Origin of the sequence: Sutcliffiella sp. NPDC057660, assembly GCF_042800035.1 — a bacterium.
Taxonomy (GTDB): Bacteria; Bacillota; Bacilli; order Bacillales; family Bacillaceae_I; genus Sutcliffiella_A.
The window spans coordinates 1-26,616 of record NZ_JBHVHV010000026.1; the positions used below are offsets into that span (position 1 = coordinate 1).

Annotated in this window: 31 protein-coding genes; 30 read left to right on the plus strand and 1 reads right to left on the minus strand. The window is 40.1% G+C overall.

Annotated features, from left to right (window positions below; translation table 11 throughout):
• The first annotated feature begins 175 nt into the window (after positions 1-175).
• From ACFVAD_RS22625 to ACFVAD_RS22655, 7 genes are all read left to right on the plus strand, one after another.
• Positions 176-751: a hypothetical protein gene (locus tag ACFVAD_RS22625; RefSeq protein ID WP_386645700.1), complete on the plus strand. Its 576-nt coding sequence runs from the start codon at positions 176-178 to the stop codon at positions 749-751.
• A 237-nt stretch (positions 752-988) separates the two neighbouring features.
• Positions 989-1,456: a GNAT family N-acetyltransferase gene (locus tag ACFVAD_RS22630; RefSeq protein WP_386645702.1), complete on the plus strand. Its 468-nt coding sequence runs from the start codon at positions 989-991 to the stop codon at positions 1,454-1,456.
• Positions 1,457-1,991: 535 nt separating this feature from the next.
• Positions 1,992-2,981 carry a LacI family DNA-binding transcriptional regulator gene (locus tag ACFVAD_RS22635; protein ID WP_386645705.1) on the plus strand — a complete coding sequence of 330 codons (990 nt, stop codon included), beginning with the start codon at positions 1,992-1,994 and terminating at the stop codon, positions 2,979-2,981.
• A gap of 122 nt (positions 2,982-3,103) precedes the next feature.
• The gene (locus ACFVAD_RS22640; RefSeq protein WP_386645708.1) at positions 3,104-4,078 is read left to right on the plus strand and encodes a substrate-binding domain-containing protein; all 975 of its coding nucleotides are present in this window, start codon (positions 3,104-3,106) and stop codon (positions 4,076-4,078) included.
• Between the two features lie 68 nt (positions 4,079-4,146).
• Positions 4,147-5,673: a sugar ABC transporter ATP-binding protein gene (locus ACFVAD_RS22645; RefSeq protein WP_386645711.1), complete on the plus strand. Its 1,527-nt coding sequence runs from the start codon at positions 4,147-4,149 to the stop codon at positions 5,671-5,673.
• Positions 5,666-6,643 carry an ABC transporter permease gene (locus ACFVAD_RS22650; protein ID WP_386645713.1) on the plus strand — a complete coding sequence of 326 codons (978 nt, stop codon included), beginning with the start codon at positions 5,666-5,668 and terminating at the stop codon, positions 6,641-6,643. The genes ACFVAD_RS22645 and ACFVAD_RS22650 overlap by 8 nt, the downstream gene beginning before the upstream one ends.
• Positions 6,644-6,657: 14 nt before the next feature.
• Entirely contained in the window at positions 6,658-7,692 is a 1,035-nt protein-coding gene (locus ACFVAD_RS22655; protein WP_386645715.1) for a Gfo/Idh/MocA family protein, read from the plus strand.
• Between the two features lie 178 nt (positions 7,693-7,870).
• Here ACFVAD_RS22655 and ACFVAD_RS22660 read toward each other — a convergent pair whose 3' ends face one another.
• Entirely contained in the window at positions 7,871-8,380 is a 510-nt protein-coding gene (locus ACFVAD_RS22660; RefSeq protein ID WP_386645718.1) for a hypothetical protein, read from the minus strand.
• Between the two features lie 151 nt (positions 8,381-8,531).
• Here ACFVAD_RS22660 and ACFVAD_RS22665 point away from each other — a divergent pair, with 151 nt between their 5' ends.
• The 23 genes from ACFVAD_RS22665 (at position 8,532) to ACFVAD_RS22775 (ending at position 26,296) form a co-directional block, all read left to right on the plus strand.
• Positions 8,532-9,134 carry an alpha/beta hydrolase gene (locus tag ACFVAD_RS22665; RefSeq protein WP_386645720.1) on the plus strand — a complete coding sequence of 201 codons (603 nt, stop codon included), beginning with the start codon at positions 8,532-8,534 and terminating at the stop codon, positions 9,132-9,134.
• A 733-nt stretch (positions 9,135-9,867) separates the two neighbouring features.
• Positions 9,868-10,209: a YojF family protein gene (locus ACFVAD_RS22670; protein ID WP_386645723.1), complete on the plus strand. Its 342-nt coding sequence runs from the start codon at positions 9,868-9,870 to the stop codon at positions 10,207-10,209.
• A gap of 37 nt (positions 10,210-10,246) precedes the next feature.
• The gene (gene bshB2, locus ACFVAD_RS22675) at positions 10,247-10,912 is read left to right on the plus strand and encodes a bacillithiol biosynthesis deacetylase BshB2 (protein ID WP_386645726.1); all 666 of its coding nucleotides are present in this window, start codon (positions 10,247-10,249) and stop codon (positions 10,910-10,912) included.
• A 210-nt stretch (positions 10,913-11,122) separates the two neighbouring features.
• Entirely contained in the window at positions 11,123-12,442 is a 1,320-nt protein-coding gene (locus tag ACFVAD_RS22680; protein ID WP_386645729.1) for a phenylacetate--CoA ligase family protein, read from the plus strand.
• An 87-nt stretch (positions 12,443-12,529) separates the two neighbouring features.
• Entirely contained in the window at positions 12,530-13,498 is a 969-nt protein-coding gene (paaA, locus tag ACFVAD_RS22685) for a 1,2-phenylacetyl-CoA epoxidase subunit PaaA (protein ID WP_386645732.1), read from the plus strand.
• 15 nt (positions 13,499-13,513) lie between these two features.
• The gene (gene paaB / locus ACFVAD_RS22690; RefSeq protein WP_386645735.1) at positions 13,514-13,861 is read left to right on the plus strand and encodes a 1,2-phenylacetyl-CoA epoxidase subunit PaaB; all 348 of its coding nucleotides are present in this window, start codon (positions 13,514-13,516) and stop codon (positions 13,859-13,861) included.
• On the plus strand, positions 13,858-14,682 hold the full coding sequence (paaC, locus tag ACFVAD_RS22695) for a 1,2-phenylacetyl-CoA epoxidase subunit PaaC (protein WP_386645737.1): 825 nt from the start codon (positions 13,858-13,860) through the stop codon (positions 14,680-14,682). The genes paaB and paaC overlap by 4 nt, the downstream gene beginning before the upstream one ends.
• 75 nt (positions 14,683-14,757) lie before the next feature.
• The gene (paaD, locus tag ACFVAD_RS22700; protein ID WP_386645740.1) at positions 14,758-15,249 is read left to right on the plus strand and encodes a 1,2-phenylacetyl-CoA epoxidase subunit PaaD; all 492 of its coding nucleotides are present in this window, start codon (positions 14,758-14,760) and stop codon (positions 15,247-15,249) included.
• Positions 15,250-15,319: 70 nt separating this feature from the next.
• Positions 15,320-15,628, plus strand: a complete 309-nt coding sequence (locus ACFVAD_RS22705) for an EthD family reductase (protein ID WP_386645744.1) — start codon at positions 15,320-15,322, stop codon at positions 15,626-15,628.
• Complete coding sequence (locus ACFVAD_RS22710) at positions 15,621-16,400, plus strand: enoyl-CoA hydratase/isomerase family protein (RefSeq protein WP_386645747.1); 780 nt, start codon at positions 15,621-15,623, stop codon at positions 16,398-16,400. The genes ACFVAD_RS22705 and ACFVAD_RS22710 overlap by 8 nt, the downstream gene beginning before the upstream one ends.
• Positions 16,401-16,411: 11 nt before the next feature.
• Positions 16,412-17,185, plus strand: coding sequence for an enoyl-CoA hydratase-related protein (locus ACFVAD_RS22715; RefSeq protein ID WP_386645750.1), 774 nt, complete (start codon positions 16,412-16,414; stop codon positions 17,183-17,185).
• Between the two features lie 25 nt (positions 17,186-17,210).
• Positions 17,211-18,728 (plus strand): aldehyde dehydrogenase family protein, encoded by a 1,518-nt coding sequence (locus ACFVAD_RS22720; protein ID WP_386645753.1) that lies wholly within the window; start codon positions 17,211-17,213, stop codon positions 18,726-18,728.
• Between the two features lie 77 nt (positions 18,729-18,805).
• Entirely contained in the window at positions 18,806-19,660 is an 855-nt protein-coding gene (locus ACFVAD_RS22725) for a 3-hydroxyacyl-CoA dehydrogenase (RefSeq protein WP_386645756.1), read from the plus strand.
• Positions 19,661-19,675: 15 nt separating this feature from the next.
• Complete coding sequence (pcaF, locus tag ACFVAD_RS22730; protein ID WP_386645759.1) at positions 19,676-20,884, plus strand: 3-oxoadipyl-CoA thiolase; 1,209 nt, start codon at positions 19,676-19,678, stop codon at positions 20,882-20,884.
• Between the two features lie 108 nt (positions 20,885-20,992).
• On the plus strand, positions 20,993-21,868 hold the full coding sequence (gene paaX / locus ACFVAD_RS22735; RefSeq protein WP_386645762.1) for a phenylacetic acid degradation operon negative regulatory protein PaaX: 876 nt from the start codon (positions 20,993-20,995) through the stop codon (positions 21,866-21,868).
• 111 nt (positions 21,869-21,979) lie between these two features.
• Positions 21,980-22,783, plus strand: coding sequence for an aminoglycoside 6-adenylyltransferase (locus tag ACFVAD_RS22740; protein ID WP_386645765.1), 804 nt, complete (start codon positions 21,980-21,982; stop codon positions 22,781-22,783).
• A 71-nt stretch (positions 22,784-22,854) separates the two neighbouring features.
• Positions 22,855-23,262: a hypothetical protein gene (locus ACFVAD_RS22745; protein WP_386645768.1), complete on the plus strand. Its 408-nt coding sequence runs from the start codon at positions 22,855-22,857 to the stop codon at positions 23,260-23,262.
• A 75-nt stretch (positions 23,263-23,337) separates the two neighbouring features.
• Positions 23,338-23,808 carry a DMP19 family protein gene (locus tag ACFVAD_RS22750; protein ID WP_386645770.1) on the plus strand — a complete coding sequence of 157 codons (471 nt, stop codon included), beginning with the start codon at positions 23,338-23,340 and terminating at the stop codon, positions 23,806-23,808.
• A 131-nt stretch (positions 23,809-23,939) separates the two neighbouring features.
• Positions 23,940-24,377: a DUF4181 domain-containing protein gene (locus ACFVAD_RS22755; protein ID WP_386645773.1), complete on the plus strand. Its 438-nt coding sequence runs from the start codon at positions 23,940-23,942 to the stop codon at positions 24,375-24,377.
• A 30-nt stretch (positions 24,378-24,407) separates the two neighbouring features.
• The gene (locus tag ACFVAD_RS22760; RefSeq protein ID WP_386645776.1) at positions 24,408-24,974 is read left to right on the plus strand and encodes a GNAT family N-acetyltransferase; all 567 of its coding nucleotides are present in this window, start codon (positions 24,408-24,410) and stop codon (positions 24,972-24,974) included.
• 20 nt (positions 24,975-24,994) lie between these two features.
• The gene (locus tag ACFVAD_RS22765) at positions 24,995-25,600 is read left to right on the plus strand and encodes a hypothetical protein (RefSeq protein WP_386645779.1); all 606 of its coding nucleotides are present in this window, start codon (positions 24,995-24,997) and stop codon (positions 25,598-25,600) included.
• Positions 25,601-25,615: 15 nt separating this feature from the next.
• On the plus strand, positions 25,616-25,762 hold the full coding sequence (locus tag ACFVAD_RS22770; protein ID WP_386645872.1) for a GNAT family N-acetyltransferase: 147 nt from the start codon (positions 25,616-25,618) through the stop codon (positions 25,760-25,762).
• A gap of 177 nt (positions 25,763-25,939) precedes the next feature.
• Positions 25,940-26,296 carry a nucleotidyltransferase family protein gene (locus ACFVAD_RS22775; protein WP_386645875.1) on the plus strand — a complete coding sequence of 119 codons (357 nt, stop codon included), beginning with the start codon at positions 25,940-25,942 and terminating at the stop codon, positions 26,294-26,296.
• Positions 26,297-26,616: the final 320 nt, after the last annotated feature.

A 26,616-nucleotide genomic window follows, 5' to 3' on the forward strand; every position in this document is an offset into this window, starting at 1 on the left:
TTAGTTGGAACGCCGTATGAAATGAAAGTTTCACGTGCGGTGTGAACAGGGGGAAAAAGGGGAGATAACTTCAAACTTTTACCTATCTGTATGAGTAACTTTAGATTTAGTTATTTTAATACTTAAGGGAGTCTCGAAGGTATGAACATAAAAAAACAATTATTGGAGTGTCTTAATGGGAAATATTGAAGTCCAAGTTCATGTTACCCCTGAAGCTTGCCGAGAGATGATTAGATATTCGACATATTATAAATTTATTTACTGGTTAGTAATGTTATTACTATCTCTTATGCAAGTTTGGTATCATGTTAAAGCTAGATATGATAATTCAATGATATACAATAATCATGAAAAATTAATAGCAGCAAATAATGTAGATATGTTATTCACTTTCATCACAATAGCAATACTCTTATTAACATTCCATTACATGTGGAAATACATTTGTGTAAGAATACTTGGAGGGAAGCTATACAAAGCATATAGAAAAAAAGATATTTTAAATATTTACGCTGAGTTCAATTCATCTTCATGTAAGTTCTTATTAAGACATAGTAACTTGGACTTAAGAGGAAAACCTACAATATACTCCACTAAAAATTATTATCTTTTTTACTATAAGACTAAGTATCTCAGAGAAGTTTCATTCTTCTTACCAAAACATGGGGATGATGAATTCAAGAACAAAGTTGAGAAAATAATTAAATCATGCAAAGCTAATCTAAAAACACCTATTAAAGATAAATCTTAATCTACTTAGGAGCTTTTCTTTAATAAAATATTAAATGAATGTCTTCAACAATCTGGAGCGATAACGGAAGATCATAATAAAAGTCTTTTTTATTTTATCATGAAATCGAGCTGCTAAAGGGGCAATCCTGGAGCGAGGATCAGCGGAAGAGGAATGAAGCCAGTACTGATAACATACTGGTTAGTCAAAGTACGAATGAAATGACTATGACAGTAGTTTTGAAGGTAGGTATACCAAATGAAATTTAATATAAGATTGGCTAATGAAAGCGACTTAGATGGACTTTGTAATATTAGGAATAATCAGGACTTATTTACAGGCTATTTAGAACAGTATAAAAAGCAAGAAGCATATCTAGTGATTGCAGAACAAAATAGAATTATATTAGGTTTTGGCGTTCTAAAATTAAAAGGTAGTTTAACCCCAAAGTTAAGCGATCTTTATGTAGATGTAAACTATCGGGGGGATGGCCTTGGCTCAGCTTTAATAAGATTCAGGGAAAACATTTCACGAGATTTGGGGTTTTCTGAAATATTTGTTAGCGTTGATCCTATTGAGAACCCTAAGATGATTAAGTTAATTTCAAAACATGGTTACAATGCAATGTCGGAACAGTATTTAAAGACTGCTATTTTCTACAATCCAGATGGAACTACCATTGATAAAACATACACAAGGATAGATCTAAAAAAGCTATTGAGCTAATAGTTGCTTTAGTAAAATAACCAAAAAGCCATTCTGCAGCTCTTTCGCATTTGTCAATCTTCCACAATCGGGAGCAATAACTGAGGATCAGCTAATTGATCACAAGTTATTGCCTTCTACAATTAGCAAGAGTTTTAATTGAACATCCAGGGTACCATCAATCTTGATAAAGAGAAAAATGAAACCTGACAGGAAATAATCCGTCAAATCTTCAAAATGTATATTTATTGGGAGGGAATAGATGGGAAAATTACATCCATGGCTATTTCAACATTAGAGTTAAGTTTTAATGTAATGTTAAGAACGATAAAGATATAGGCGTAAACTAGTAAGAGCTTTTAATATGCAATCAATTTAAATTTGAAGCATACTCTTATACTTTATTATCAGAATATTAAAAAATGTAATCCGTTACATAATATTAAGATATATAATAACATTTTTATTGACAGAATAATTGGAACATATTACTATAAAAATGTAAACGATTTCATTAAGAAATGTGAAATGGAATCATAGAAAGTAGGAAAGAAAAATGACAAACATCCAACAGGTTGCTAAACAAGCGGGAGTTTCTGTTGCAACTGTATCGAGAGTTCTAAACGGACAAAATTCTGTATCTTCAAAAACGAGAATGAAAGTCGAAGATACTATTGAAAAATTAAATTATGAACCTAGTATGTTAGGGAGAAATCTAAGGAATTCTGAAAGTCGGCTTCTTTTGATTTTAATCCCAACTATTTCGAATCCGTTTTATTTAGAAATTATTAAAGGGATTGAAACGTTTGCGATTAGTCAAAATTATAATATTCTCTTGTGTGAAACCGATTCTAACCCTAAGAAGGAGAATATTTACTTCGATTTAGTTAGAAAAAAGATGGCAGATGGAATTATTTCGATGGATCCTGCTGTTAATGTAGAAACACTGAAAAAGCTTGCAGTAAAATATGCAATTATTCAATGTAGTGAGTATGAAGAAGATAGCGGGATTCCTTATGTAACAATTGATAACGAGGAAGCATCTTACAGAGCAGTTAAGCATCTGATTCAAATCGGTCACAAAAAAATAGCCCTTATGAATTCCGATGAAAAATATTTATATGCGCGACAACGAAAAATGGGTTACAAAAGAGCTTTAGAAGAGAATGGAATCACTATAAATAATCAATATATCATTCATACCCAGCATTTAGGATTTGAGAATGGCCAGCAAGCAATGAAAAAGATATTGAGTTTACAAGACCGACCGACTGCGGTTTTTGCTGTATCTGATCTTTTAGCTATCGGAGCTCTCAAAGAAATAAATGCTTCTGGATTGCATGTACCCAATGATTTAGCGGTAGTAGGTTTTGATAAAATTGATTTTTCAAATATGACAAATCCTACTCTCACCACCATTGCCCAACCTATGCTTAAAATGGGAACCGTTGCAGCGAAAATGTTAATCGAGAAGATTAAAGGGGAAGACGTTGAAAGTATTATATTAGATCATGAATTAGTAATACGTGAATCTACATCAGGATAATACATCTAAGATCAGCGCTCTGCTATTAAAGAGATTAATAATTAATAGTAGAGCGCTGACCTTAGATGTGAATGTAATCGATTACATTATACATATAGGGAGAGCTTTAAAAAAACAAAGGGGTGAATGTTTTGAAGAAATTTCTTGTTTTATTTTTATCTTTAGTAACAATGTTCAGTTTAGTGGCATGTAACAGCGATGCGGGAAGTTCCGATGGTGGAAAAGACGATGATACGCTAAAAATTGGTATTTCTCTACCAGCTGCAACACACGGCTGGATGGGAGCTTTAATTGATAGTGCGGAAAAGCAAGCAAAGGAACTTAAAGAGAGTGATGGTATTGAATATGTCATGACAAATGCTGCTGATCCAAACAAGCAAGCGAACGACGTCGATGATTTAATTGCTCAAGGTGTTGATGTAATAGTTATGCTTCCAATTGAGTCTGCAGCACTATCTCCTGTAGGGCAAAAAATTAAAGATGCAGGTATTCCTTTGGTCATCGTGGACCGTGAGCTTGAAAACGATGCAGCTACTGTAGTTGTAAAAGGTGACAACGAGGGTATCGGTGTAAATGCTGGTAAATACTTCGTGGAAAAGTTAAATGGAAAAGGTAAAGTGGTTGAAATCACTGGACCACCAAGTTCCGTTACCGAACAACGTGGGGCAGGCTTTAAAGAAGCAATGGAAAGTTCAGACATTGAAATCATCGCTTCACAAAGTGGGGATTTCTCAACTGAAAAATCATTAGAAGTTATGCAAAATATTTTACAAGCACATCCTGAAATCGACGCTGTGTTCACACAGGATGATGGAATGGCTCTAGGTGTACTACAAGCTATTAAAGAAGCGGGCCGTAAAGATATTCAATTCGTAACTGGTGCTGGTGGCGGAAAGGCAGTATTTGAAGACATTAAAGCAGACGGCTTAGTTTCTGCAACATTCTTATACTCTCCAACCATGGTTGCAGATGCAGTTCAAATTGCAGCAGATATTGCAAAAGGAAATGAACCATCAGAATCAATGATAGTAAAAGAAGCTACTCAAGTTACAAAAGATAATGTCGAAGAGTTCTATGATCCAGAATCAAAATTCTAAATAATTTATAGGAGATACAATAGTTGAGTTAACATTTATTGTATTTCCTCTTTTCCTATAAAGGAGGGATGATTAACGCCATGACTATAAGTCCTTTTATGACAATGAACAATATGGAAAAATCTTTTAACGGAGTACCTGTATTAAAAAAAGTTAATCTAAATGTCTCACAGGGAGAGATTCATGCTCTGTTAGGTGAAAATGGAGCCGGAAAATCTACATTGATGAACATTTTAGGTGGCGTTCATCAACCTGATCATGGCTCCATTCACATTAATGGTATGGAAGTCAAAATGACTAATCCAAGAGTATCACAGGAGCAGGGAATCAGCTTTATCCATCAAGAACTTAATGTAGTTTCTGATCTAAGAGTCTATGAAAATTTGTTTTTAGGTTCAGAACTAAGAAATAAATTTGGATTCTTAAAAGTAGAAGAGATGTGCCAACAAACTAATGAAATATTAGCGAAGCTTGGCGTGGATATCAATCCGAAGGAATATGTCAGAAATCTAGAAACCTCATACAAGCAATTAATTGAAATTTCAAAGGCGTTACTACATAAATCTAAACTGATCATTATGGATGAACCTACTACATCGTTAGCTGAACATGAAGTAAAACGATTATTTGAATTAATGAAGAACTTAAAGAAATCAGGCGTGTCCTTTATTTATATCTCTCATAAGTTAAAGGAAATCAAGGAAATTTGCGACCGTTATACGGTGTTGCGTGATGGGGAACTCGTTGGGACTGGAAGTATTGAAAATGAAGATTTAAATACGATTACTAAGCTAATGGTTGGTAAATCTATTTCTCAAGATCGAATAGTCCAGAAACATTCTTTCGGACCAGAAGTATTAGAAGTAAATAACTTATCAAGTCAAGGATTGTTTAAAAACATTACCTTCACGCTCAGAAAAGGTGAAATATTAGGCTTTACTGGCTTAGCAGGTGATGGCAGATCAGAGCTTTTTGAAAGCTTATTTGGTTATCGGAAAAAATACACTGGTGAGATTAAAATTAATAACCGGCTGTTAAAAATAGATCATCCACGAAAAGCGTTAGAAGCAGGATTAGGACTTGTTCCGAAGGATCGAAAAGAAAATGCCATTATTAAAGATTTAAGCGTGATTCATAATATGAGTTTATCATCTATAGGACATTTTGAAAAAACTGGTTTAATCCAAGAAAAATTGGAAAAGGAAAAATTCCAATATTATAAGGAAAAGCTGAATATTAAAGTACACAATCCACTTATTACCATAGACAAATTAAGCGGTGGAAATCAACAGAAAGTCATTATTGCTAAATGGCTTGAGGTAGATACCGATATTATTATTTTTGATAATCCAACGCAAGGAATTGATGTTGGAGCGAAGCAAGAGATTTATCATCAAATTGTGAAGTTAGCCGAACAAGGAAAAGCCGTTATTATATTATCCTCGGAGGCACCAGAAGTACTTAAGGTTTGTCATCATATCTATGTGATGTACCAAGGAGAAATTACAGCCCGCTTTAAGGGGGAAGAAGTGTCTGAAGATGAAATTATGAGTTATGCAACTGGCTCAAAAAGGGAGGCCGAAAAAATTGGCTAATATCAATGTAATTAAAGAACAAAATCCGCAAACTTCAACTGCAAAAAATCGTCTCTCTTGGCTATGGTCAGAGTATAGCGTTATTATTGCCTTTTTAATTATTTTTATTGCAGCATCATTTATGAATCCTAGATTTCTAGAAATTAATAACCAGCTCAATATATTAATGCAGGTTTCTATTATTGGGATTGTAGCTTTAGGTATGACCGTTGTAATGCTTTCAGGTGGTATCGACCTTTCCGTTGGATCTGTGCTCGCATTTGTCGGTGTCGTTACAGTTTTAGCCTTGAACGCAACAGGTAGCATTTTGGTTGCGATATTAACTGCATTAATAGTTGGTTCTTTCGCAGGATTTTTAAATGGATTAATGGTTGCGAAAGGAAGAATCGCTTCATTTATTGCTACTTTAGGGATGATGGCATCGGCGCGTTCCATTGCCCTATATATTGCAGAAGGTGGAAGTATCTCAGGAGAGGTATCTGGATTCACAGCGATTGCTAATAGTGATTTATGGATTTTTGATTTTCCAGTTATTATATTCTTTGTTATGACAGCACTTGTTTATATTTTAATGCATAAGACTAGGTTTGGACGTTATGTATATGCCTTAGGTAGTAATGAAAAAGCTGCTCTACTTTCTGCCATTCGTGTGGACCGAGTGAAAATTGGTGTTTATAGCTTGGCCGGATTACTAGTGAGTGTAGCAGCTATCATTGAAACATCTCGATTGAACTCTATTTCTTCATCTAGTTCAGGTATTCAATATGAATTAGATGCGATTGCTGCGGTTATCATTGGTGGTACTAGAATGACAGGTGGTCGCGGTAAGATTATTGGTACATTTTTTGGTGTACTAATCTTAGGAATTCTAAATAACATGATGAACTTAATGAATGTTTCTCCACACCTCCAAGGATTTGTTAAGGGATTAATTATCATCATTGCAGTAGTATTTCAAAAGAGAGAGTAGGAGGAGGAAATCCTTTGGGTATAAAAGTAGGAATCATTGGATGTGGCTCAATCACTAAATTACGCCATGCACCAGAATATAAAGCCAATCAATATGTGGATGAAATTGTTTTTTACGACAGGAATCCAGAACGTGCAACAGAAATAGCGAACATGTTTGATGGTAGTGTAGCTCAAACCGTTGAGGAGTTACTAGCAGATCCTGCAATACAAGTAATCAGTGATTGCTCATCTAATGAGTATCATCATATATTTTCTACAAAAGCATTACTAAGTGGAAAACATGTTTTATGCGAAAAGCCTATTTCCCTAACGATTGAACATGCGAAAGAAATAGTCGATGCCCAAAAGCAATCAGGGAAAAAATTAATGGTAGATCATAATCAACGGTTTACTCGTGCCCATCAAAAAGCCAAAGAAATCATTCAGAATAAAGAACTTGGAAAAGTACTTACTTTTAAAACGACGTTTGGACACTCTGGACCTGAGCAATGGGGTGCCAATAAATCAAACTCAACGTGGTTCTTTAAAAAGGAACGCTCAGGTCTTGGTGTTGCTGGAGATTTGGGGATCCATAAAGTTGATTTATTACAATACTTATTAGATGACGAAATCGAGCAGGTTAGTGCATTTCAAGGAGCGCTCGACAAAATTAATGAAAATGGCGAACCTATTGAAGTATGCGATAACATCGTATGTAGTTTAAAAACGAAAAAAGGACGATTAGGTACAGCTTCATTTTCTTGGACCTATTACGGAGAAGAAGACAATAGTACAATTTTCTATTGTGAAAAAGGTATTTTGAAAATCTATCATAGAGATCAATACCAATTAGAAGTGATAACAAAAGATGGTGTCAAAGTACATTACCAACTTGAAAGTATTCAAACTAATAATAATCAGACGAACAGTGGTGTAATCGATGCCTTTATTGAATGTGTACGTCTTGATCATTCCCCACTTGTAACAGGGGATGATGCACTATCTTCTCTAAAAGTCATTTTAGGGATTATAGATGCAGCAGAAACAAATAGTGTTGTTACTATTTAAATAGAGTCTCTCCTTAAAAAAAATCTAAGAAGGAGAGATTCTCTTTTTTTATTTTAAACCTCATTTTGATAAGTAACGGTGAACCCTATCACAAATTGAATGAATGTATAAGTGCTACTCAACACACTAGTTTGCGAGTTTTTTGAGCAAACTTTATATCAAAGCTACAGCAGCATCTCTATTTCTTTTTTGAAGGCTTAATGATTTCAATCGGGATCTTTGTCTTGGAATTGATTGTTTCTTTTGGTATTCTTATTTCCAAAATGCCGTTTTGGTATTTGGCGGTAGAACCGGATGACTTCACCAAACATGGGAACTTTATTTCCTGCTTACTTCCTTTGGTCGGGAGATTTTCCAAAAAGCATGTGGAAGCATCATGAAAGATAACAAGTTCCCTCAGCTTTTCTTCGGAAGATAGTGGAAACCGAACGATAACTTCTTCATGGGTTTCAAAGACATCCGATTGAAAGATTGGTTTTTTCTTCTGCTTCTTTTTCTCCTGGACTCGATTTAAAAGATCAAAAGATTGCGCAAAAAAATCATTAGAATGCAACAAACTTCCAGGGTTAGGAGGTAATTTGCCCCCCATGGCTTTTTTCATCATTTTCTCCACATCTGACTGCTTGAATATATCTTCCTTCATATAATCTTTTGGAAAAGGAAACATTTTGCTCCATGGAAACATCATGATAGCTCCTTTGTTTTTTATACATTTTATTCTTAAAGTGAGGCTGAGGTTAATAATGTGGATTCCTTGACGTATGATATTAAATTCAATATAATAATATTATCTCGAATTCAAGATATATAATAGTCTAGTGAAAAGGAGGGGACGGCTCATGACTTTAAAGCATATTTTCAAGAAGGGCTCTGACAGGGTATTGCTTCTTTTGCACGGCACAGGTGGAACAGAGAACGATCTATTACCTATAGCAGATATGATAGACCCAGATGCTTCTGTTCTAAGTGTAAGGGGAAATGTCTCCGAAAATGGAATGCCCCGTTTTTTCAAACGTTTAGCGGAAGGGGTGTTTGATGAAGAGGACCTTATCTTTCGAACAAAAGAGCTTCATCAGTTCCTGGATGATGCAGCAGAAAAATACGGATTCGACCGCCAGCAAGTGATAGCGGTCGGCTATTCCAACGGAGCGAATATTGCGGGAAGTCTTCTTTTTCATTATAAGGATAGTCTAAAAGGCGCGATTCTTTACCACCCGATGGTACCTAGAAGAGGAGTGGCTTTACCTGACCTTCGTTCGGTCCCTGTGTTCATCGGTGCAGGAAAAAATGATCCAATCTGCCCCGCATCGGAAACCGAGGAATTATCATCCCTCCTGACAAAGGCATACGCACACGTCGAAGTCCACTGGGAACATCAAGGCCACCAGCTTACCCATTCCGAAGTGTCAGCTTCAAAGAAATGGTATGACAAACTAAACTAAGCAAAAAGAGGGAATGACTTTTAACGGTCATTCTTTTTTTGCAGATGAAGTGTGTACCAGCAAGCGAGTGGATCCAGAGAACGTGGGAAAGAGTGAGGGGTGCTAATTTTGTCGAATTTTGGAGTTCGGGCGGAAGATAGGTAGAATCGGGCGAAAACGTCCTCAAATCGGGCGAAAAATAAATTTTCCGGGCGCAAAATCTCAAATTCGGGCGAATAATCCGGAATAACGGGCGTAACTCCATTTCTGACTTAACTACTTATGAAAAGAAGGCGGAGTGTTAGCAATTTTCCCCTGGTATAAGTCAAATTAGAACGTAGTAATGGAGAAAGTATAAAATTTATGTCTCCCTGAGTATCTATTTGCTGTGGTACTCTATACTCTATTCATATAGATTGCTATATTTTACAACAGTGTTAATGCCGAGTATTATTTATTAAGCTATCTAGCTGTTGATTGGAGCAATAGGCGAAGACTCCTGCGGGAGGTAGCGGAAGGCTGGAGACCCCACAGGGCGAAGCCCGAGGAGGCTCCAGCACCGCCCCTTGGGTCGCTGCGCCTAGTGCGGAAATCAACAGCGGTGTTAAAGAGTTGAATTTAGTTCAGTTGTCCAAAACAAACATCCCAGCCTTATTTATCATTTAGAAGCAAACAATTTAGCAATTTGCGTTGTCTTATTATACACTGTATATAGGAATAAACTTTCAGGAAGAAAAAGATGTTGGAGGATACTATGAAGCTTATAGATCAGACCCTTGTCCAAACCGAATTAGATAAGCTGGCAAATGCAGATGTGTACCTGCATCTGGAGACGACGAATGGTGCCTATGCAGGCCATCACAATACAGGGTTGCCTGTTGGTGCATTTATCAGGAATGTCCAATTGAAGTTTGAACGGGGAAAAATAATCGGAATAAACCCATACAGAGTGGGATTGAAGTTAGAGCATGGTTGGGTGTACGCGGAAGGTGTGACCCATTATGAAATAGATGATAAAAATCGCCTACTGTTAGCCGGATTGAATCCTGAAGGCAAATTGGCAGTGGCGCTTCAGTTAAGCAGAGAGCCTTTCTAAAAGGAACATACCTCTCGTGAAAAAGGAGAGATTCAATATGCAGGCAGAAAAACACGTACTTGTCGTATTTCCACACCCGGACGATGAGGCATTCAGTTCATCGGGTACAATAAAGCAATTCACTCAAAGTGGTGTTCCTGTTACCTACCTATGCGGCACACTCGGACAAATGGGGAGAAATCTCGGCAATCCGTTATTCGCGAACCGGGAAACGCTGCCGGAAGTCAGAAAAAAAGAGCTTGTGGATGCATGTAAGGTAATGGGCATCCAGGATCTCAGAATGCTTGGTTTACATGATAAAACGTTGGAATTTGAAGATGAAAACTATTTGGCGGACATCATCGGGAAGGTTTTGGAGGAAGTAAAGCCGTCCTTGCTTTTAACCTTTTATCCAAAGCATGGGGTTCATCCAGATCATGATGCGATGAGCAATGCGGCTGCACTTGCCGTATCACGCTTGCCGAAAGAAGAACGGCCAGTCATCTATGGAAAAGCAATTCTGAAAAACAGCGTGGATCTGATCGGACCGCCTGATATCACGATTGATATAAGGGATGTTGCAGAAGACAAGCTGAAGGCCATTAAAGCGCACAAGTCCCAAACAAGCGGATGGGTGGAGCTTATGGAAAAGCAGCTGAAGGAAAATTCTCCTGAGATTGAGGATTGGCTGTATCGTGAAACCTTTTGGACGTATGAAGCATAGAATATGAGATGATTAAAAGCTGCTGGGCACATAATGAGCCTCAGCGGCTTTTTTGTTTGGAAACCAAATCCATCAAATATTCTGAAAGTATATTGACATTTGAATTGTTGAACGTTATTTTTATGTTGAACATAATATATTACAGAAAGTTTTATAACGGTATTATTTCGTTATATTAATTTTCGCTAGAATAACAAGGCGGGTGATACGATGATTCTCCATGATATAGAAAAGGCTGATAGAAGAACCATGGCTGAGCTGCAGCTAGAACGATTAAAGAAAACCCTGAACCACGCATACAGAAATGTCCCTTTTTATCAAAAGAAATTTGATCAAATGATGTTAACGCCTGACAAGATTACCACTCTCCATGACATTCAACATCTTCCATTCACTACAAAGAAAGATCTCAGAGACCACTATCCATTCGGACTTTTTGCAGTTCCCAGAAATGAAATTGTCAGGCTTCACGCCTCGTCAGGCACGAGCGGCAAGCCTACCGTAGTTGCTTACACTCAAAAGGATATCGATATGTGGAGTGACATTGTAGCAAGGAGCATATCGATTGGAGGCGGGGAAACAGGCGAGCTTCTCCATAACGCATATGGATATGGACTTTTTACAGGAGGACTAGGTCTTCACTATGGCAGTGAACGTATTGGCATGATGACGGTTCCGGTTTCCGGTGGCAATACCCAAAGGCAAATCCAGTTGATCGAGGATTTCAAGCCTTCTGTCATATGTGGTACTCCGTCCTACCTCCTTGCTGTTGCTGAAAAAATGGAGCAGATAGGAAAAAATCCTGCAGAGACCTCCCTAAGATACGGGATTTTCGGCGCAGAACCCTGGTCAGAGGAAATGAGGATCACCCTCGAAAATAAATGGAACATAAAAGCCTGTGACATCTATGGTCTCAGCGAAGTGATCGGACCGGGTGTGGCGATGGAGTGCCACGAGGCGCAGGAGGGACTTCATATTGCCGAAGATCATTTCTATACGGAAATCATTGACCCAGTGACACTTCAGGTGCTTCCGGAGGGTGAAGAGGGAGAGCTTGTTTTTACAAGCCTGACGAAAGAAGCTTTGCCTATCATCCGTTATCGCACAGGGGATATTGCTTCGATTAAAAAAGAGCAGTGTTTCTGTGGAAGGACAACCATCAAGATGTCGCGAGTAAAGGGAAGGGTGGATGACATGCTGATTATCCGCGGTGTCAATGTCTTTCCTTCTGAAATCGAGCATCACCTATTAAGCATTCCGGAATTGTCACCACATTATCAGCTTTTACTCTCAAAAGAAAATAATCTCGACTGCCTGGAAGTAAGGGTGGAAATCAAACAAGCGATTTTTACCTTACTTGATGATTACAAAAATAGGGAAAATTTCAATTCTCTTTCCCGGAAAATCGAGCATGTTCTGAAAACCGGCTGCTATATTTCAGTACGGGCCGCTGTGGTGGCACCGGGCACTATCCCTAGGTCTGAGGGGAAGGCTGTAAGATTAATAGATAATAGAATAGCAGTGAAATAAAAATTCAGAACTTTCAGAGTTGATAAATGTATAACATTATATTATAATTTCGTTAAATAAACGTTATAGAAAAAGGAGGCGGCGATAATGACCAATTCACTTTCGTTTGACCGCTTAACAGAAGAAGAAAAGCACCAGCACTTCATGAACCGGATCGAAGCTGGTGAAAAGATAGAGGCAGACGACTGGATGCCGGAAGAATACCGGAAAACCTTGATTAAACTTATCAGCATGCATGCAATCAGCGAAATAATGGGAGCGCTTCCAGAAAAGGAGTGGGTCCCGAAAGCGCCTACCCTGAAAAGGAAGCTGGGCATCATGGCGAAGGTACAGGATGAGATGGGGCATGGCCAGCTTCTGCTGAGAGTGGCTGAGGATCTCATGGAGCCTTACGGAAAAACACGTGAGGAAATTATGCAGGATCTATTTTCGGGAGATTTGAAGTTTCATAATGTCTTCCATATGGAGGCACCTACATGGGGAGATGCAGGACTGATCGGATGGCTGGTTGACGGAGCAGCGATCATCTCTCAGACTAATATGCTGGATGCTTCCTATGGGCCATATGCCAGGGCATTAAAGCGAATCTGTGCGGAGGAAGTGTTCCATGCACAGCACGGTGAAGCGATCATCATGGCTCTTGCGGAAGGAACGGATGAACAGCGGGCAATGATCCAAGACTCTGTTAACCGATGGTGGGATGCACTCCTTATGTTCTTTGGCCCTGCTGACGCCTCCACCACAGGAACATCAAAACAGGATATTACAATGAAATACAAAATCCGGACAAAGAGTAATGAAGAACTGCGTCAGGATTTTTTCACTAAATATATACCTAGGGTGTTATCCCTTGGGCTGACAATCCCGGATAAGACGATGCATTACAGTGAAGAAGAGCAAAAGTGGATCTATCAGCAGCCAGATTGGAGTAAGTTTAAGGAAATCATCAAAAATAACGGACCTAAATCCAAGGATCGGCTGCGGCTTCGAATCATTTCTCATGAAAACAATGCATGGGTCCGTGAAGCGCTGAGCTCCGAGACCAATGCAGGCTAGGAAGGAGGAACAGTATTGAGCAGCAAAGGATTTTATCAGGAATTTGAAGTGTTTTCAAAGAGGACGCACACTTCCCCTATGCAGTACCAATTCAGCCTTCTTGCACCAAACGCGGAGCTGGCGCTTGTCATGGCACAGGAAAATTTCATGCGGCGCGAACCGGTGGTGGATATCTGGGTGGTGAAAAGGTCGGCAATGAGAAAGATGACACAGGAAGAGCGGGAGACCTTGCAAAGGATCGACAACAAAGATTACCGGAATACAAAAGGGTACGGCTATCTGAAAAAGAAATGGCGCCATTATGAACAGGAAATGCTGGATGAAAAAGAGATCATGTCCTGGGGAGGGAAGCTGAAACAATGAATATCGCATCAGTAGAGGAAGCGAAAAAGGATAAAGCGTACCATAAGGCTTTGACACAGCTGTTGTATCAGCTAGCCGATGATGATTTTATCATCGCCTACCGAGGTTCTGAATGGCTCGGCCTTGCTCCGCATATTGAAGAGGATGTCGCGTTCTCATCCATTAATCAGGATACGATGGGGCATGCGGCCATGTTCTATCAATTACTTGAGGATCTGGGTGAAGGGGACATGGATGCCTTGGCACATGCCCGCAATGCGAAAGACCGCGTCAATGCCGTTGTTCTGGAATTGGTGAACGGACCTGGGAACTATTTGAAGGAACCGAAATATGACTGGGCTTTTGCTGTTGTCAGACACTATTTCTACACTCAAGCGAAAAAACTGAAGATGGAATCACTGAAAAACTCCACCTATGAACCTTTGAAGCATGTTGCCATCAAGGTCAACATGGAGCTTTTCTATCATCTGCTTCACTGGAGAACCTGGTTTATTCAGCTCTGTCAGGCAAATGGGGATGCAAAATCAAGAATGAAGGCGGCGGTGGATAAAGTTCTTGCCGATTTTGAAGGGGTACTGACGTTGGGACCGGATGCCCCTCAGATTACTAAATATGGCCTTCTGGAAGGGGAAGCGGTCCTGCGACAGCGCTTCATCCAGACCATGACAGATGTTTTTGAAAAGGTAGATTTTCCTCCTCTCGAAAACAAGCTGGGCATGAAAAATGGGGATGGTCGAAAGGGAGAGCATACGAAGGACCTGGAGGAAGCCATTCTTACATTAGGTGAAGTGTATAACAGTAATCCAGCGGCAGTCTGGTAAAAGGTCATGAGAAGTGAAGATGCACATACAATATTGAGGGAGCCCTTTTACTCCAATAAAAGGAATGAGTCGCATATGACAAACAACATAAAGCTTGAAAGAGTATGGGAACAACTCCAGTCAGTGAAAGACCCTGAGATTGATTCAGTCAGTGTGGTCGAATTGGGGATGGTAGAGGATATCATCCTGGATGAGGGAAATGTAAAGATCAACATGCTGCCCACTTTCATGGGCTGCCCCGCGTTGGATATTATCAGGAAAAACATAGAAAAAGAGATAAGTAATCTAGCACTTTTTGAACAAGTGGAAGTAGTTTTCATCTATGAGCCGCCTTGGACTTCCGACCGTATCTCAAGTATAGGCCGGGAGAAATTAAAGGAATTCGGCATTGCTCCTCCGCCGGAATTGGATAAGAACGGAGAATGGCATGTGGATTGTCCTTACTGCGACTCCACCTATACGACCATCGATAATATTTTTGGTCCAACTGCCTGCAGAAGCATCCTATATTGCAAAGGCTGCAAAAACCCGTTCGAAGCAATGAAACCCATTTCTACGATGATGTAAAAGCTGGTGAAAGAAGCTTACTGGAGAAAACTCTTTTAAGCTTACTACATATAAAAAGGAGAGAAATAAAATGGTAAAACTAATCGCGCTTTACAAGCACCCTGAAAACAAAGAGGCATTCGATCACCATTATTTTGAAACACACGGTCCTATCACACAGAAGATTCCTGGACTTCGCAAAATGGAAGTGACGAAAGTGGTAGGGAGTCCAATGGGTGGCGAAGGCAAATACTATTTAATGTGTGAAATGTATTACGATAGCCATGATGCATTGAAGCAGGCAATGAGAACGGATGAGGCGAAAGCATCCGGGAAGGATTTAATGAAATTTGCTGGTGATCTGGTTACCCTGATGATCGGTGAAGAAGTGAATGAATAACGAATTCAGATTTATTGATGTCTCGGTTCAGGGTTCGATTGGAATCGTCGCGTTAAATCGTCCGAAAGTACTGAATGCAATCAATCGACCAATGGTATCGGAAATCGTATCCGTTATCGAAGAGTTTGATCGTAGTAATGAAATAAAAGTTATTGTGCTTTGGGGCAATGGAAGGGCATTTGCTGCAGGGGCTGACATTGACGAAATGGCAGAAGCGGGTGCCATCGAACTCGAGCTGTTAAACCAGTTCACTGAGTGGGACCGTCTGGCATGGGTGAAAAAACCGATCATCGGGGCCGTCCAAGGTTTTGCCCTTGGCGGAGGGTTTGAATTGGCACTTTGCTGTGATATTCTGTTTGCCGCACATGATGCAGAATTCGGCTTTCCGGAGATTAGTCTCGGTGTGATGCCTGGTGCTGGCGGTACGCAAAGGCTGACGAAATTGATGGGAAAATCAAAGGCGATGGAATGGCTATTAACAGGTGACAGAATGAGCGCGAAAGAAGCATTACACTACGGGGTCATCAACCGGGTCATTGCAAAAGAGCTGCTACAGGAGGAAACCTTGAAATTTGCCAATAAAATTGCAAAGCAGGCTCCACTTTCCCTGCGCTTGATCAAGGAGTCCGTGTTAAAAGCGGTGGACTATTCCGTTTATGAAGGAATGCAATTTGAACGGAAGAATTTTTATCTGCTATTCGCATCCAAGGATCAAAAAGAGGGGATGCGCGCTTTTCAGGAAAAGAGAAGGCCAAACTTTGAGGGAGAATGAGGGGACCAGACATGTTTGAGACCATCACATACACGATTGAAAACCAGGTAGCCTGGATCAGGCTGAACCGACCCGATAAATTGAATGCGTTTACAGAACAGATGAACAGGGAGATCCAGAAGGCAATTAAGCAGTCCAATTCAGATACTGCAGTCCGTACGATTGTTATTACGGGGGAAGGAAGAGCATTCTCCTCAGGTCAGGATCTGGCAGAAGTAGATGAAAATATGGATCACGGTGAGGTGCTTCGTACGAGGTATGGTCCGATGATGAGGGAGCTTGCACGTTGTGAAAAACCGGTCATCGCAGCCGTAAACGGAGTGGCAGCTGGTGCTGGATTCAGCCTGGCGTTGGCTTGTGATTTCCGATTGCTATCCGACAAGGCAAGTTTTGTCCAGGCTTTTATACATGTCGGTTTGATTCCTGACTCAGGTAATCTCTATTTCCTTCCTAAACTTATCGGGAATGCCAAAGCACTGGAGCTCGCTGTTTTAGGGGAGAAGATACGGGCAGTGGATGCAAAAGAGCTGGGTCTTGCAACCAGAGTCATCCAGCAGGAAAACTGGGAGGAAGAAGTGAAGGCATTTGCCGAGCGTCTGTCCTGCATGCCCACCCAGGCGATTGGCTTGATAAAACGTTCCCTTCAGGCAAGCTGGACGATGAATTTTGATGAGTACCTGGAGCATGAGGCATTCGGACAAAGAATAGCCGGCCTGACTGACGATCATAAGGAAGGCGTTATATCTTTTGTGGAAAAACGAAAGCCTGTATTCAAAGGAAACTAATAGATAATTAAGGGGATGAGCAAATATGTCAACTGTAAAAGATGCAAAGCTGGAACAACTGGATATGAAGCGTGAAGCGTATCAATTGATTATCGGTGGTCAAAGAGTGGATAGCTCCACAGGAGAAACTTTTACAACCTATAATCCTGCAACTGGTGAAGCGATTGCCACAATCGCCAAAGCTTCCAAGGAGGATGCCGAGAAAGCGGTGGAAGCTGCCAGAAACGCATTCGACAAAGGGAAATGGAAGCTCTTCCCGTTAAACAAGCGTGCAAGAACGTTGAATAAGATTGCTTCAATCATGCGCTCCCGTTTTAACGAGTTGGTGGAATTGGAGATTCTGGATACAGGGAAATCCCTTTCTGCTGCGCAAGGTCAAGTGATGCAGGCTATCGAGGATTTCGAATTCTACGCAGGGGCGATTGTCGGTCATAGAGGGGCTGTCAACAATGTTCCAGGTCAATTCCAGAACATTACCGAAAAAGAACCGGTTGGAGTTTGTGCGCAAATCATCCCATGGAACTATCCACTAATGATGGCTGCATGGAAGGTAGCTCCTGCCATTGCAGTTGGTTGTTCTGTAGTGGTCAAGCCTGCCACACTGACGCCTCTTACAGCAATCGTACTTGGTGAAATCTGTATCGAAGCAGGAGTACCGGAGGGTGTTGTCAACGTCATCCCTGGTGCAGGATCGGAAGTAGGAAACTATCTGGTTGAGCACCCGTTGGTGGATAAAGTGGCATTCACAGGCTCCACGCCAATCGGTAAGGATATTATGGAAAAGGCGTCTAAAACCCTGAAGCGCGTTACATTGGAGCTTGGCGGTAAATCTCCGAATCTCGTATTTGAAGATGCAGACATCGATGCGGCAGTGGATGGATCCCTATTCGGCATTTTCTACAACACAGGTCAATCTTGTGAAGCCCGTTCCCGCCTGTATGTACATGAGGATATCTATGATGTGTTCATGGAGAAGTTCGTGGAAAAAGCTAAAAAGCTTACACTTGGCGATCCATTTGCCAAAGAAACACATATTGGGGCTGTCATCAACAAAGGCCAGCTTGATGTCATTGACGGCTATGTCCAGTCAGCGAAAGAAGAAGGGGCTAATATCGTTCTTGGTGGGAAAGTGGCCAAAGTGGAAGGCTTTGAAAATGGTTTTTGGTATGAACCTACCATCATTACGGGTGTCAATCATGACATGAAGGTTGTCAAAGAAGAAATCTTTGGCCCAGTTGTGGTAGTAATGCCATTCAGTGATGAAAAAGAAGCAATCAAGCTAGCGAATGACAGCGAATATGGACTTGGATCTGCCATCTGGACAAAGGATTATGGACGTGCAACAAGGGTATCCAAGCAGATCCAGGCAGGAATCGTCATGGTAAACTGCCCGTTCTCCGCTTTTCCGGGAACACCATTCGGCGGTTACAAGCAATCCGGTTTCGGGCGCGAGCTATGCATTGAAACCTTGGACCTGTATACAGAAACAAAGAGTATCATCTCCTACTTCGGGAACCGTCCTCTGAATCCGTTTGGAGTGTAAGAATAAAAAATGGAAGCAAAGGGGCGTGTACCCTTTGCTTTTTTAAAGTGACACGTTAGAAAGGGGAGGCAGCTTCTATGGAAAGAGTAATTGTTATCGGTTCTGGAGTGATGGGTAGAGGAATTGCCTATTCAAGCGCGCTTGGAGGTTTTTCCACCACGCTGGTTGATGTAAAAGAGGAGCAATTAATCGGAGCGAAGAAAGAAATTCAGCAGATCACCGATAAGGGAGTGGAACGAGGCAAGATGTCCGAGACGGATGCCGACTCCATTAATGAAAGGCTGACCTATTCGGTTCACCTTGAGGATGTAGTGAAAGAAGCGGATCTGATTATTGAGGCAGTTCCAGAAAATATCGATATCAAAAGATCTGTATTTGAACGTATCGATCAGCACGCACCGTCCCACTGTCTGTTTGCATCCAATACATCCACCATGAGTCCGACCGAGATCGGTAGCTTCACGAAACGACCGGAAAAAGTGATTGCGATGCACTTTTTTAACCCAGTACATAAAATGAAGCTAGTGGAAATTGTCCGAGGGCTGGAAACTAGCGATGAAACTGCTGCGGCTATCCGGTCAGTTGCAGAAAAAATGGGTAAGGAAACCGTTGTTGTCAACGAATTTCCCGGTTTTGTCACAAGCAGAATCAGCGCGTTGGTGGGAAATGAGGCATTTTACATGTTGCAAGAGGGAGTCGGAACTCCAGAGGAAATCGACAAAGCAATCAAATTGGGCTTGAATTATCCGATGGGACCTTTTGAACTTGGCGATCTTGTGGGCTTGGATACCCGATTAAATAATCTGAAATACCTTCACGAAAAACTTGGGGAAAAATACAGGCCGGCACCTCTCCTGGAAAAGTACGTAAAGGCCGGCCGTCTTGGAAGAAAAAGCGGAAAAGGCGTCTATGACTATCAGAAAAACGACTAGAAGGAAGGTGACAGTATGAAAGAAGTAGTAATTGTGGATGCATGCCGGACCCCGATTGGCAGATATAAAGGAGCGTTAAAATCTGTTCGCCCTGATGACCTCGGCGCGATTGTCATCAAAGCCCTGATGGACAGAAATCCCGAGGTTCCTGCCAAACAGATTGAAGAGGTAGTATTCGGTAATGCAAATCAGGCAGGAGAGGACAACCGAAATGTAGCAAGAATGTCCGCTTTATTGGCAGGATTGCCGGTTGAGGTGGCAGGTACCACCATCAACCGTCTTTGCGGGTCAGGCCTTGACGCAGTCAACTATGCTGCAAGAGCGATTATGGCTGGTGAAGGGGAAATCTATATCGCAGGTGGCACAGAGAGCATGACAAGAGCTCCATTTGTCATGAAAAAACCGGATTCTGATTTTCCACGTGGAAATATGGAACTGCTTGATACCACAATAGGCTGGCGCTTTATCAACAAAAGCATGGAAAAGATGTACGGGGTGGATTCCATGCCACAAACAGCGGAAAATGTTGCGGTGGAGTTCGGAATCTCCCGCGAGGATCAGGACAGATATGCCTATGAAAGCCAGCAAAAAGCCAACAGGGCCATGAAATCCAGCCGTTTTGCTCAAGAGTTGGTACCTGTAAAGATTATAGACAGAAAAGGTAATGAAACAATCGTTGATACAGATGAACATCCACGCCCGGAAACCAGTTTGGAGAAACTTGGGAAGCTTCGTCCTCTTTTTGATAATGGCACAGTTACAGCCGGTAATGCTTCCGGTGTAAACGATGGTGCTTCCGCTCTTTTATTAATGAGTGCTGAGAAAGCTGCGGAATTAAATCTAACACCACTTGCCAGGTATGTAACATCAGCAGTCGCAGGTCTTTCACCTTCCATCATGGGAATCGGTCCGATCCATGCGACAAGAAAAGCGTTGCAGCGTGCCGGACTCACAATAGATGATCTTGATCTGGTTGAATTGAATGAAGCTTTCGCTTCCCAATCTCTGGAATGCATCCGTCAGCTGGAGTTGGACGAGCAAATAGTGAACGTGAACGGTGGGGCGATAGCTTTCGGTCATCCTCTCGGTGCAAGCGGCGCAAGAATCCTTACCACACTAGTCCATGAAATGAATAAAAGGGGAGTCAGATATGGCCTCGCCACTATGTGTGTCGGTGTCGGACAGGGAATCGCAACAATAGTAGAACGTTTTGAAAAATCATAGAGCATGCTTCTCTATGATTTTTCGTATTTCCTATGACGCGTTACTTTGATAAAATGAAACTATTGTAATACGATTACTAGATTTTTTTCACAAGAAAGAGGATGCTGGATGAACACAAGATCGATGATTTTCACGTTATACGGAGACTATATCAGGCATTATGGAAACAAAATCTGGATCGGAAGCCTGATCCGGCTACTGAAGGAATTCGGCCATAACGATCAGGCCGTACGTGCAGCCATTTCAAGAATGAACAAGCAGGGATGGGTGCAGGCGGAGAAAAAAGGGAATAAAAGCTATTACTACTTAACGGAGCGTGGCGTCAAAAGGATTGAAGAGGCAGCTAAGCGTATCTTCAAATTGAAGTCAGAAAGCTGGGACGGGAAATGGCGTATTCTCATGTATACCATCCCCGAAGAAATCCGCAGTGTTAGGGATGAGCTTCGAAAAGAACTCGTTTGGAGCGGCTTTGGCACCCTTTCCAACAGCTGCTGGATTTCACCGAATGCTTTGGAAAAGTCCGTTCAGGACCTTATACAAAAATACGAAATAGAGGAATATGTGGACTTCTTCGTATCCGAGTACAAAGGGCTGCATGAAGATAGCCGATTGGTCACTAAAAGCTGGGATCTTCATGAGATCAATGGAAAATACCAGGAATTTATCCAGGAATACAGCCAAAAGTACATTATTGATAAAAACAAGATTCTAAAAGGACAGATGTCCGATGCAGAATGCTTTGTGGAACGTACCAAGCTTGTGCATGAATATCGAAAATTCCTGTTCGTAGACCCAGGTCTGCCCGAGGAACTGCTTCCTGACATGTGGCTCGGAAGCCATGCAGCTGCACTCTTCAGTGAATACTATAAGGAGCTTGCAGAACCGGCTTCTCGTTTTTTTGAAGGGGTATTTGAAGCCGGTAACGAATTGAGCTTTAAAGATAAAAAATACGATGTATTGGATCATCCTTATATAATAGAATGATTTGATTACATGTGAGAGGGAGTAGGCTGGATGGCCGCTTCCTTTTTTTGTTTATTCTGACAACACGGATGTGGTAAAATAAGGTTATTGATAACGCATAAGAGGTGGATCATGTACAGTTCAGAGGATAGGGACACTTATTTTACTAGCACAATAGAGAAATTGCAGTCTGCTAGCTTGATAGAAGGTATCATTCAGTTGGGCTCAGGTGTGATCGGGTATAAGGATATGCATTCAGATATCGATTTGATGGTGTGTACTGCAAGAGTAGAGGATGTAGAAGAAACAAAAAATCTCGTATATCGGACCTTCCGTAATTTTAACCCGCTCTACATAAAAGAAAAGCAACTCAGAGAAAATATATTTCTTATCATCGTTTTCATGGGAAACTCCCTGGAATTCAATGTGTCCATTGTTCCGACAGAACTGCTAAGTGTGAAATCACCGTTGTGGAAGGTTGTCTTTGATAAAACCGGTTTAGTATCCGAGAAGATGAAATTGGAAAATGAACGCTTTAATCATAAATTATTTAAATATGCCGTCCAAGATGACGTGGTATTTGAATTCTTCTACTGCGCAATGAAATTGTACAAAGAGCTTCACCGGAATAACCTGATCTATGCACTAAAGATGCTTGAGACAATGAGGGACTACACCCTGCAAATCCAGGCAAGTAACGAAAATAAAAAACTTCACCAGTTCAAGGCATATGAAACGCTAAACCCTTCTTTCATCCAAACATATCTCTCCACCTATCCAGATCAAATTACCGTTGAAAAGTTGGAGGCGGCAGCCATAATTTTGAAAGAACTGTTTACAGAAACGGTGGGGCAAAGTGAGATTCAAACGATTGATCACGAATTAAGGCGAATTTTGGCGCTATATCCTTTTTCCAATCAATTCGCTACAAAGTAATATTAAACTAAATACAAAACGAAATTAACACTTGTGCTAGCTGAAATAAAGTTTAGCGAAAGGGGATACAAATGAAGAAGTTTATCCCTATCCTCCTTATAATCTTCAGTATATTATTCGTAACTCTCTACTTTTCTAAAGGAAATATCGATAGGTTTAAAGATTTTCTAGCCGAAGAGAACATTGAATTTAAAGAAGTATCTATAAATGAAAATTCAACCTTTGACACCAGAATATTAGGAAAACGCCCCCACCATCTGCAAATTACAAGTGATGACTTCTTACATATCTATAAGTATCCGAGCAATGCTTTGGCCCAACTCGCAAGAGATAATTTTATAAAGAAAACAGAAATGTTTGATATGACTGCTCATAATTTATATATAGCTGAAGACATGTTTATTATTTATGAATATGATGGGGTTTTAAGTGATATTGAAAAATTTCTAGATGAAAAAATAGAGGAATATGAAGAGTGATTATTTTTTAAGGATTGTACCCCTTTAATTGGGGAATAAGCCAGGAATGTTGATTATGAAATGTAGGAGGTCTCTATGAAAGCTAAAGTGAAAAGAAAAGATTTATTGGATAATAACGATATATGGAACGCAGTTATTGGTGTGCTTAGTGAGTATGAACAATCAAATGAAGAAAAAAATTATAATGAGGCATATATTGTCTATCATTACTATTCCGAGTTGGAAAGTGGAGGTCACGAAAGCTTATTAAATTGGTTTCAATGGTATATAGAAGAGGTTGGGATTGATAGTTATTTGAATGAGCTAATAGGTATCCTTGAAAAGATTGGGGCATATGACTATGCAATTATTGAGAAGAAATATGGGCACAAAATGTGGAGATTATATCTGGATCTAGAAAATGCCAAGATTGAAGAAGATGAGTTTTACCATGTCATTGGAAAAGCGAATGATGAATACTACAATCTTAATGGAAAGTTAGAGAAAGATTTAGAAGCCTATTTTGTTAAAATTCATACCGATTTGATTGAAGTAGTAGATGATTAATTAACACTTCTTTTAACTAACGTGAGCTATTTTGGTCTAAATTAGTTGTTTAAATGATAATTAATTCGAAACCCATAAGGTTCCACTTTCGTACATATATTGGATGAAGTTGGAAGGAGTGGGGAGTGCATATGTACTACGGAATAGAACCGTTTTTTTGGCTGAAACTGTTATTGGTGTTATCCATATTCGGAGTCGTGGTGTATTTATATAAATCAATGATAAGAAAGTTTCTGAAAGTGGAGAAGAAAAAATTCTTTTCATACAACCATATCAATGAAAAACATAAAAAAATTGATTGGGCCATCAGAATAACCATTGTTGTTTGTATGCTTATTGGATATTTCACAAATGTACTAAAGGACTTCTCCAAAGGTTATTGGTTTTTGGAAACATATTTTTTACTGCTTCTCTTTATCATCATAACTGAAATAGCTACAGCTATTATAGAGTGGAAATACGCCAAAAATAAAAATGCTTATCTATTCACGATTTTTCAATTACTCTTTATTATTACTTTCATGCTAATCATGTTTGCTACTGATTTCTTCGGAATGATAAAAGGTTAAGACAGGTAAGAATGGCAAAGGAGCGGCAAAATGATTAACTTTACCGGGACACCAGTTATTGAAACTCATCGATTGATTCTTCGAAAGATGGAACTTAGCGATACGCAAAGTGTTTTCGACCATTGGCTTTCGGACGAACGGGTGAGTGACAATCGAGTCAATGCAGCACATAGAACCGTCTCTGAAACATCTGAGAGGGTGGAGAAAATTGTTAAAGGATATAACAATAAGGATTTTTGTTACTGGGCGGTTGAACTCAAATCCAGTGGTGAGCTGATTGGAGAAATGGATTTGTATGATTTTGATGATACTACGGGAAACTGTGAAGTCAGTTATTCGCTTGGTTACAATTGGTGGAATCGGGGATATGCGACAGAAGCTTTGGGAGCTGTTGTGGAATTTGGGTTCAGGCATATGAACATACATAAGATTTCTGCTGCACATAATACGGACAATCCAGCTTCTGGGAGGGTAATGAATAAGGTTGGCATGGTACAGGAGGGAGTAATCCGCCACATGATCCGAAACTCTAAGAATCAATATAAGGATTGTGCGGTTTATGGGATATTGCAAGAGAATTATCTCAAAAATACATAATAGATGATAAGGGGAAAATTATGAAGAGTTTTATTCAACTAATCTCAATAGCTATGCTGGTACTTACTCTATGTGCATGTAGTAACGAAGCTGTATCAAAATCCAACACCGTTTCTGTGGAGAAACTATCAGAGAAAGAGAACGCAATACTCTCGACTACCTCAGATAAATCCTTTGTATTCGATTTCAATATTGAAAATGAAAAAAAAGAAGTAAGAGTATGGATTGAAAAATATGAATTTGGCGAACTGGTAGAAGATAAAATAAGTGATTTAACCTCGATGGTAGAAAAAACAGGCTACATTATTTTTACTACCTCCAAAAAAGAGGAAAGTCAAAAGCATCATACTTTTAATATTGGAATAAGCAGTAATGACACTTTTAGTTCGTTAAGCAATTTTGATACAGATTCAGATAAGTTGGAAAAGATGTCAAGTACATGGAGCAGCTTTCCCGATGAAATAACAGAAGTAAATGGAGAGGTTGTATTGGCTAGTATTTGTTATTCAAGTACAGGAGATATGACTTCACTTACCAAGGATTTCTACAAAGATGTTGAAGCTCATATGAACGAGCTAGAAGAATGTGACGTTGTATATTTATTAAAAACTGAATTTATCAATTGATGCCTGATAATTCACATTTTCAGCCAAGCTTCTAACAAAGTTAATAAGGTTGTAGCAGAGTGTCAGGAAGATAACATCCCATCCATTCGAGTACTGGAAAAATTGGGGATGACAAGAACCGGCATAGATCAGGGATTTATTAAGTGGGAATTAATTAAGTAAAACATTCACATGAAGGGGGCTTATCATTGTATGGTAAGCCCGTTTTTTGTGAAATCATTAGATGCAACTTTTGAGGTGGGGGATATTGGATTGAAAAGTCTACGAGAAGGTTCTGGTCTTGACGATAACGGATTTATTATAAGTGACGTTAGTTTAGACAAAATCAAACATGATTATATGCAGTGTATAAATGAGTCAATCGAGAGACTTCAGAAGTTGTTTCCACGAAAATTACACAGTGTTTATGTGTACGGTAGTGTAGCGAGAGGTGATGCTTTGCCAGGCAAATCAGATTTGGACCTTCTCGCATTGTTTGATAGTAATCTGAATCACGATCAATCTTCTGAATTAAAGAACCTTGCTAGTGAATTGTCTCAAAGATATCGCTCCATGTTTCGTGAAGTAGGAATTGCTGTCGCTTATTACGACTATGCACTCGATCCGGCTAATTACTACGAAAAGAACTCTGTGTTTGTGTGCACGGCGAAGATTTGCGTAGGCGATTCGGTCCATATAAACTTATACCGGAAATAGCTATAAGCTTCAATGGTGATATTTGTGAAGTTCTTAATCGGACAATAAATCGGTTAGCAAATTCTTCTGTGGTCGAGTTTGAAACAATTGCGCAAGGCTTCTCTAGGAAACTGATTCGAACATACTATTCAATGGTAATGGCGCGTTCTCAGATTTGGTCGACACGGCTTGACGAGCAAGCAGAAATATTCCTCCACCATTTCCCTGATAAAAAACTTATTATTAGTACTTTGCTGGAGTGGATAGATCAACCGCCGTCGGACCGAACAAACGTAATAGATTCCTTTAAGAGGGAAGGTAAATGGGCTTGTGAGAATTTT

Bases quoted from the DNA above. Each gene is read 5' to 3' on its own strand.
- ACFVAD_RS22625 (WP_386645700.1), top strand. From the start codon at position 176: ATGGGAAATATTGAAGTCCAAGTTCATGTTACCCCTGAAGCTTGCCGA.
- ACFVAD_RS22630 (WP_386645702.1), top strand. From the start codon at position 989: ATGAAATTTAATATAAGATTGGCTAATGAAAGCGACTTAGATGGACTT.
- ACFVAD_RS22635 (WP_386645705.1), top strand. From the start codon at position 1,992: ATGACAAACATCCAACAGGTTGCTAAACAAGCGGGAGTTTCTGTTGCA.
- ACFVAD_RS22645 (WP_386645711.1), top strand. From the start codon at position 4,147: ATGATTAACGCCATGACTATAAGTCCTTTTATGACAATGAACAATATG.
- ACFVAD_RS22660 (WP_386645718.1), bottom strand. From the start codon at position 8,380: ATGATGTTTCCATGGAGCAAAATGTTTCCTTTTCCAAAAGATTATATG.
- ACFVAD_RS22665 (WP_386645720.1), top strand. From the start codon at position 8,532: ATGACTTTAAAGCATATTTTCAAGAAGGGCTCTGACAGGGTATTGCTT.
- ACFVAD_RS22670 (WP_386645723.1), top strand. From the start codon at position 9,868: ATGAAGCTTATAGATCAGACCCTTGTCCAAACCGAATTAGATAAGCTG.
- bshB2 (WP_386645726.1), top strand. From the start codon at position 10,247: ATGCAGGCAGAAAAACACGTACTTGTCGTATTTCCACACCCGGACGAT.
- ACFVAD_RS22680 (WP_386645729.1), top strand. From the start codon at position 11,123: ATGATTCTCCATGATATAGAAAAGGCTGATAGAAGAACCATGGCTGAG.
- paaA (WP_386645732.1), top strand. From the start codon at position 12,530: ATGACCAATTCACTTTCGTTTGACCGCTTAACAGAAGAAGAAAAGCAC.
- paaC (WP_386645737.1), top strand. From the start codon at position 13,858: ATGAATATCGCATCAGTAGAGGAAGCGAAAAAGGATAAAGCGTACCAT.
- paaD (WP_386645740.1), top strand. From the start codon at position 14,758: ATGACAAACAACATAAAGCTTGAAAGAGTATGGGAACAACTCCAGTCA.
- ACFVAD_RS22705 (WP_386645744.1), top strand. From the start codon at position 15,320: ATGGTAAAACTAATCGCGCTTTACAAGCACCCTGAAAACAAAGAGGCA.
- ACFVAD_RS22710 (WP_386645747.1), top strand. From the start codon at position 15,621: ATGAATAACGAATTCAGATTTATTGATGTCTCGGTTCAGGGTTCGATT.
- ACFVAD_RS22715 (WP_386645750.1), top strand. From the start codon at position 16,412: ATGTTTGAGACCATCACATACACGATTGAAAACCAGGTAGCCTGGATC.
- ACFVAD_RS22720 (WP_386645753.1), top strand. From the start codon at position 17,211: ATGTCAACTGTAAAAGATGCAAAGCTGGAACAACTGGATATGAAGCGT.
- ACFVAD_RS22725 (WP_386645756.1), top strand. From the start codon at position 18,806: ATGGAAAGAGTAATTGTTATCGGTTCTGGAGTGATGGGTAGAGGAATT.
- pcaF (WP_386645759.1), top strand. From the start codon at position 19,676: ATGAAAGAAGTAGTAATTGTGGATGCATGCCGGACCCCGATTGGCAGA.
- paaX (WP_386645762.1), top strand. From the start codon at position 20,993: ATGAACACAAGATCGATGATTTTCACGTTATACGGAGACTATATCAGG.
- ACFVAD_RS22740 (WP_386645765.1), top strand. From the start codon at position 21,980: ATGTACAGTTCAGAGGATAGGGACACTTATTTTACTAGCACAATAGAG.
- ACFVAD_RS22745 (WP_386645768.1), top strand. From the start codon at position 22,855: ATGAAGAAGTTTATCCCTATCCTCCTTATAATCTTCAGTATATTATTC.
- ACFVAD_RS22750 (WP_386645770.1), top strand. From the start codon at position 23,338: ATGAAAGCTAAAGTGAAAAGAAAAGATTTATTGGATAATAACGATATA.
- ACFVAD_RS22755 (WP_386645773.1), top strand. From the start codon at position 23,940: ATGTACTACGGAATAGAACCGTTTTTTTGGCTGAAACTGTTATTGGTG.
- ACFVAD_RS22760 (WP_386645776.1), top strand. From the start codon at position 24,408: ATGATTAACTTTACCGGGACACCAGTTATTGAAACTCATCGATTGATT.
- ACFVAD_RS22765 (WP_386645779.1), top strand. From the start codon at position 24,995: ATGAAGAGTTTTATTCAACTAATCTCAATAGCTATGCTGGTACTTACT.
- ACFVAD_RS22775 (WP_386645875.1), top strand. From the start codon at position 25,940: ATGCAGTGTATAAATGAGTCAATCGAGAGACTTCAGAAGTTGTTTCCA.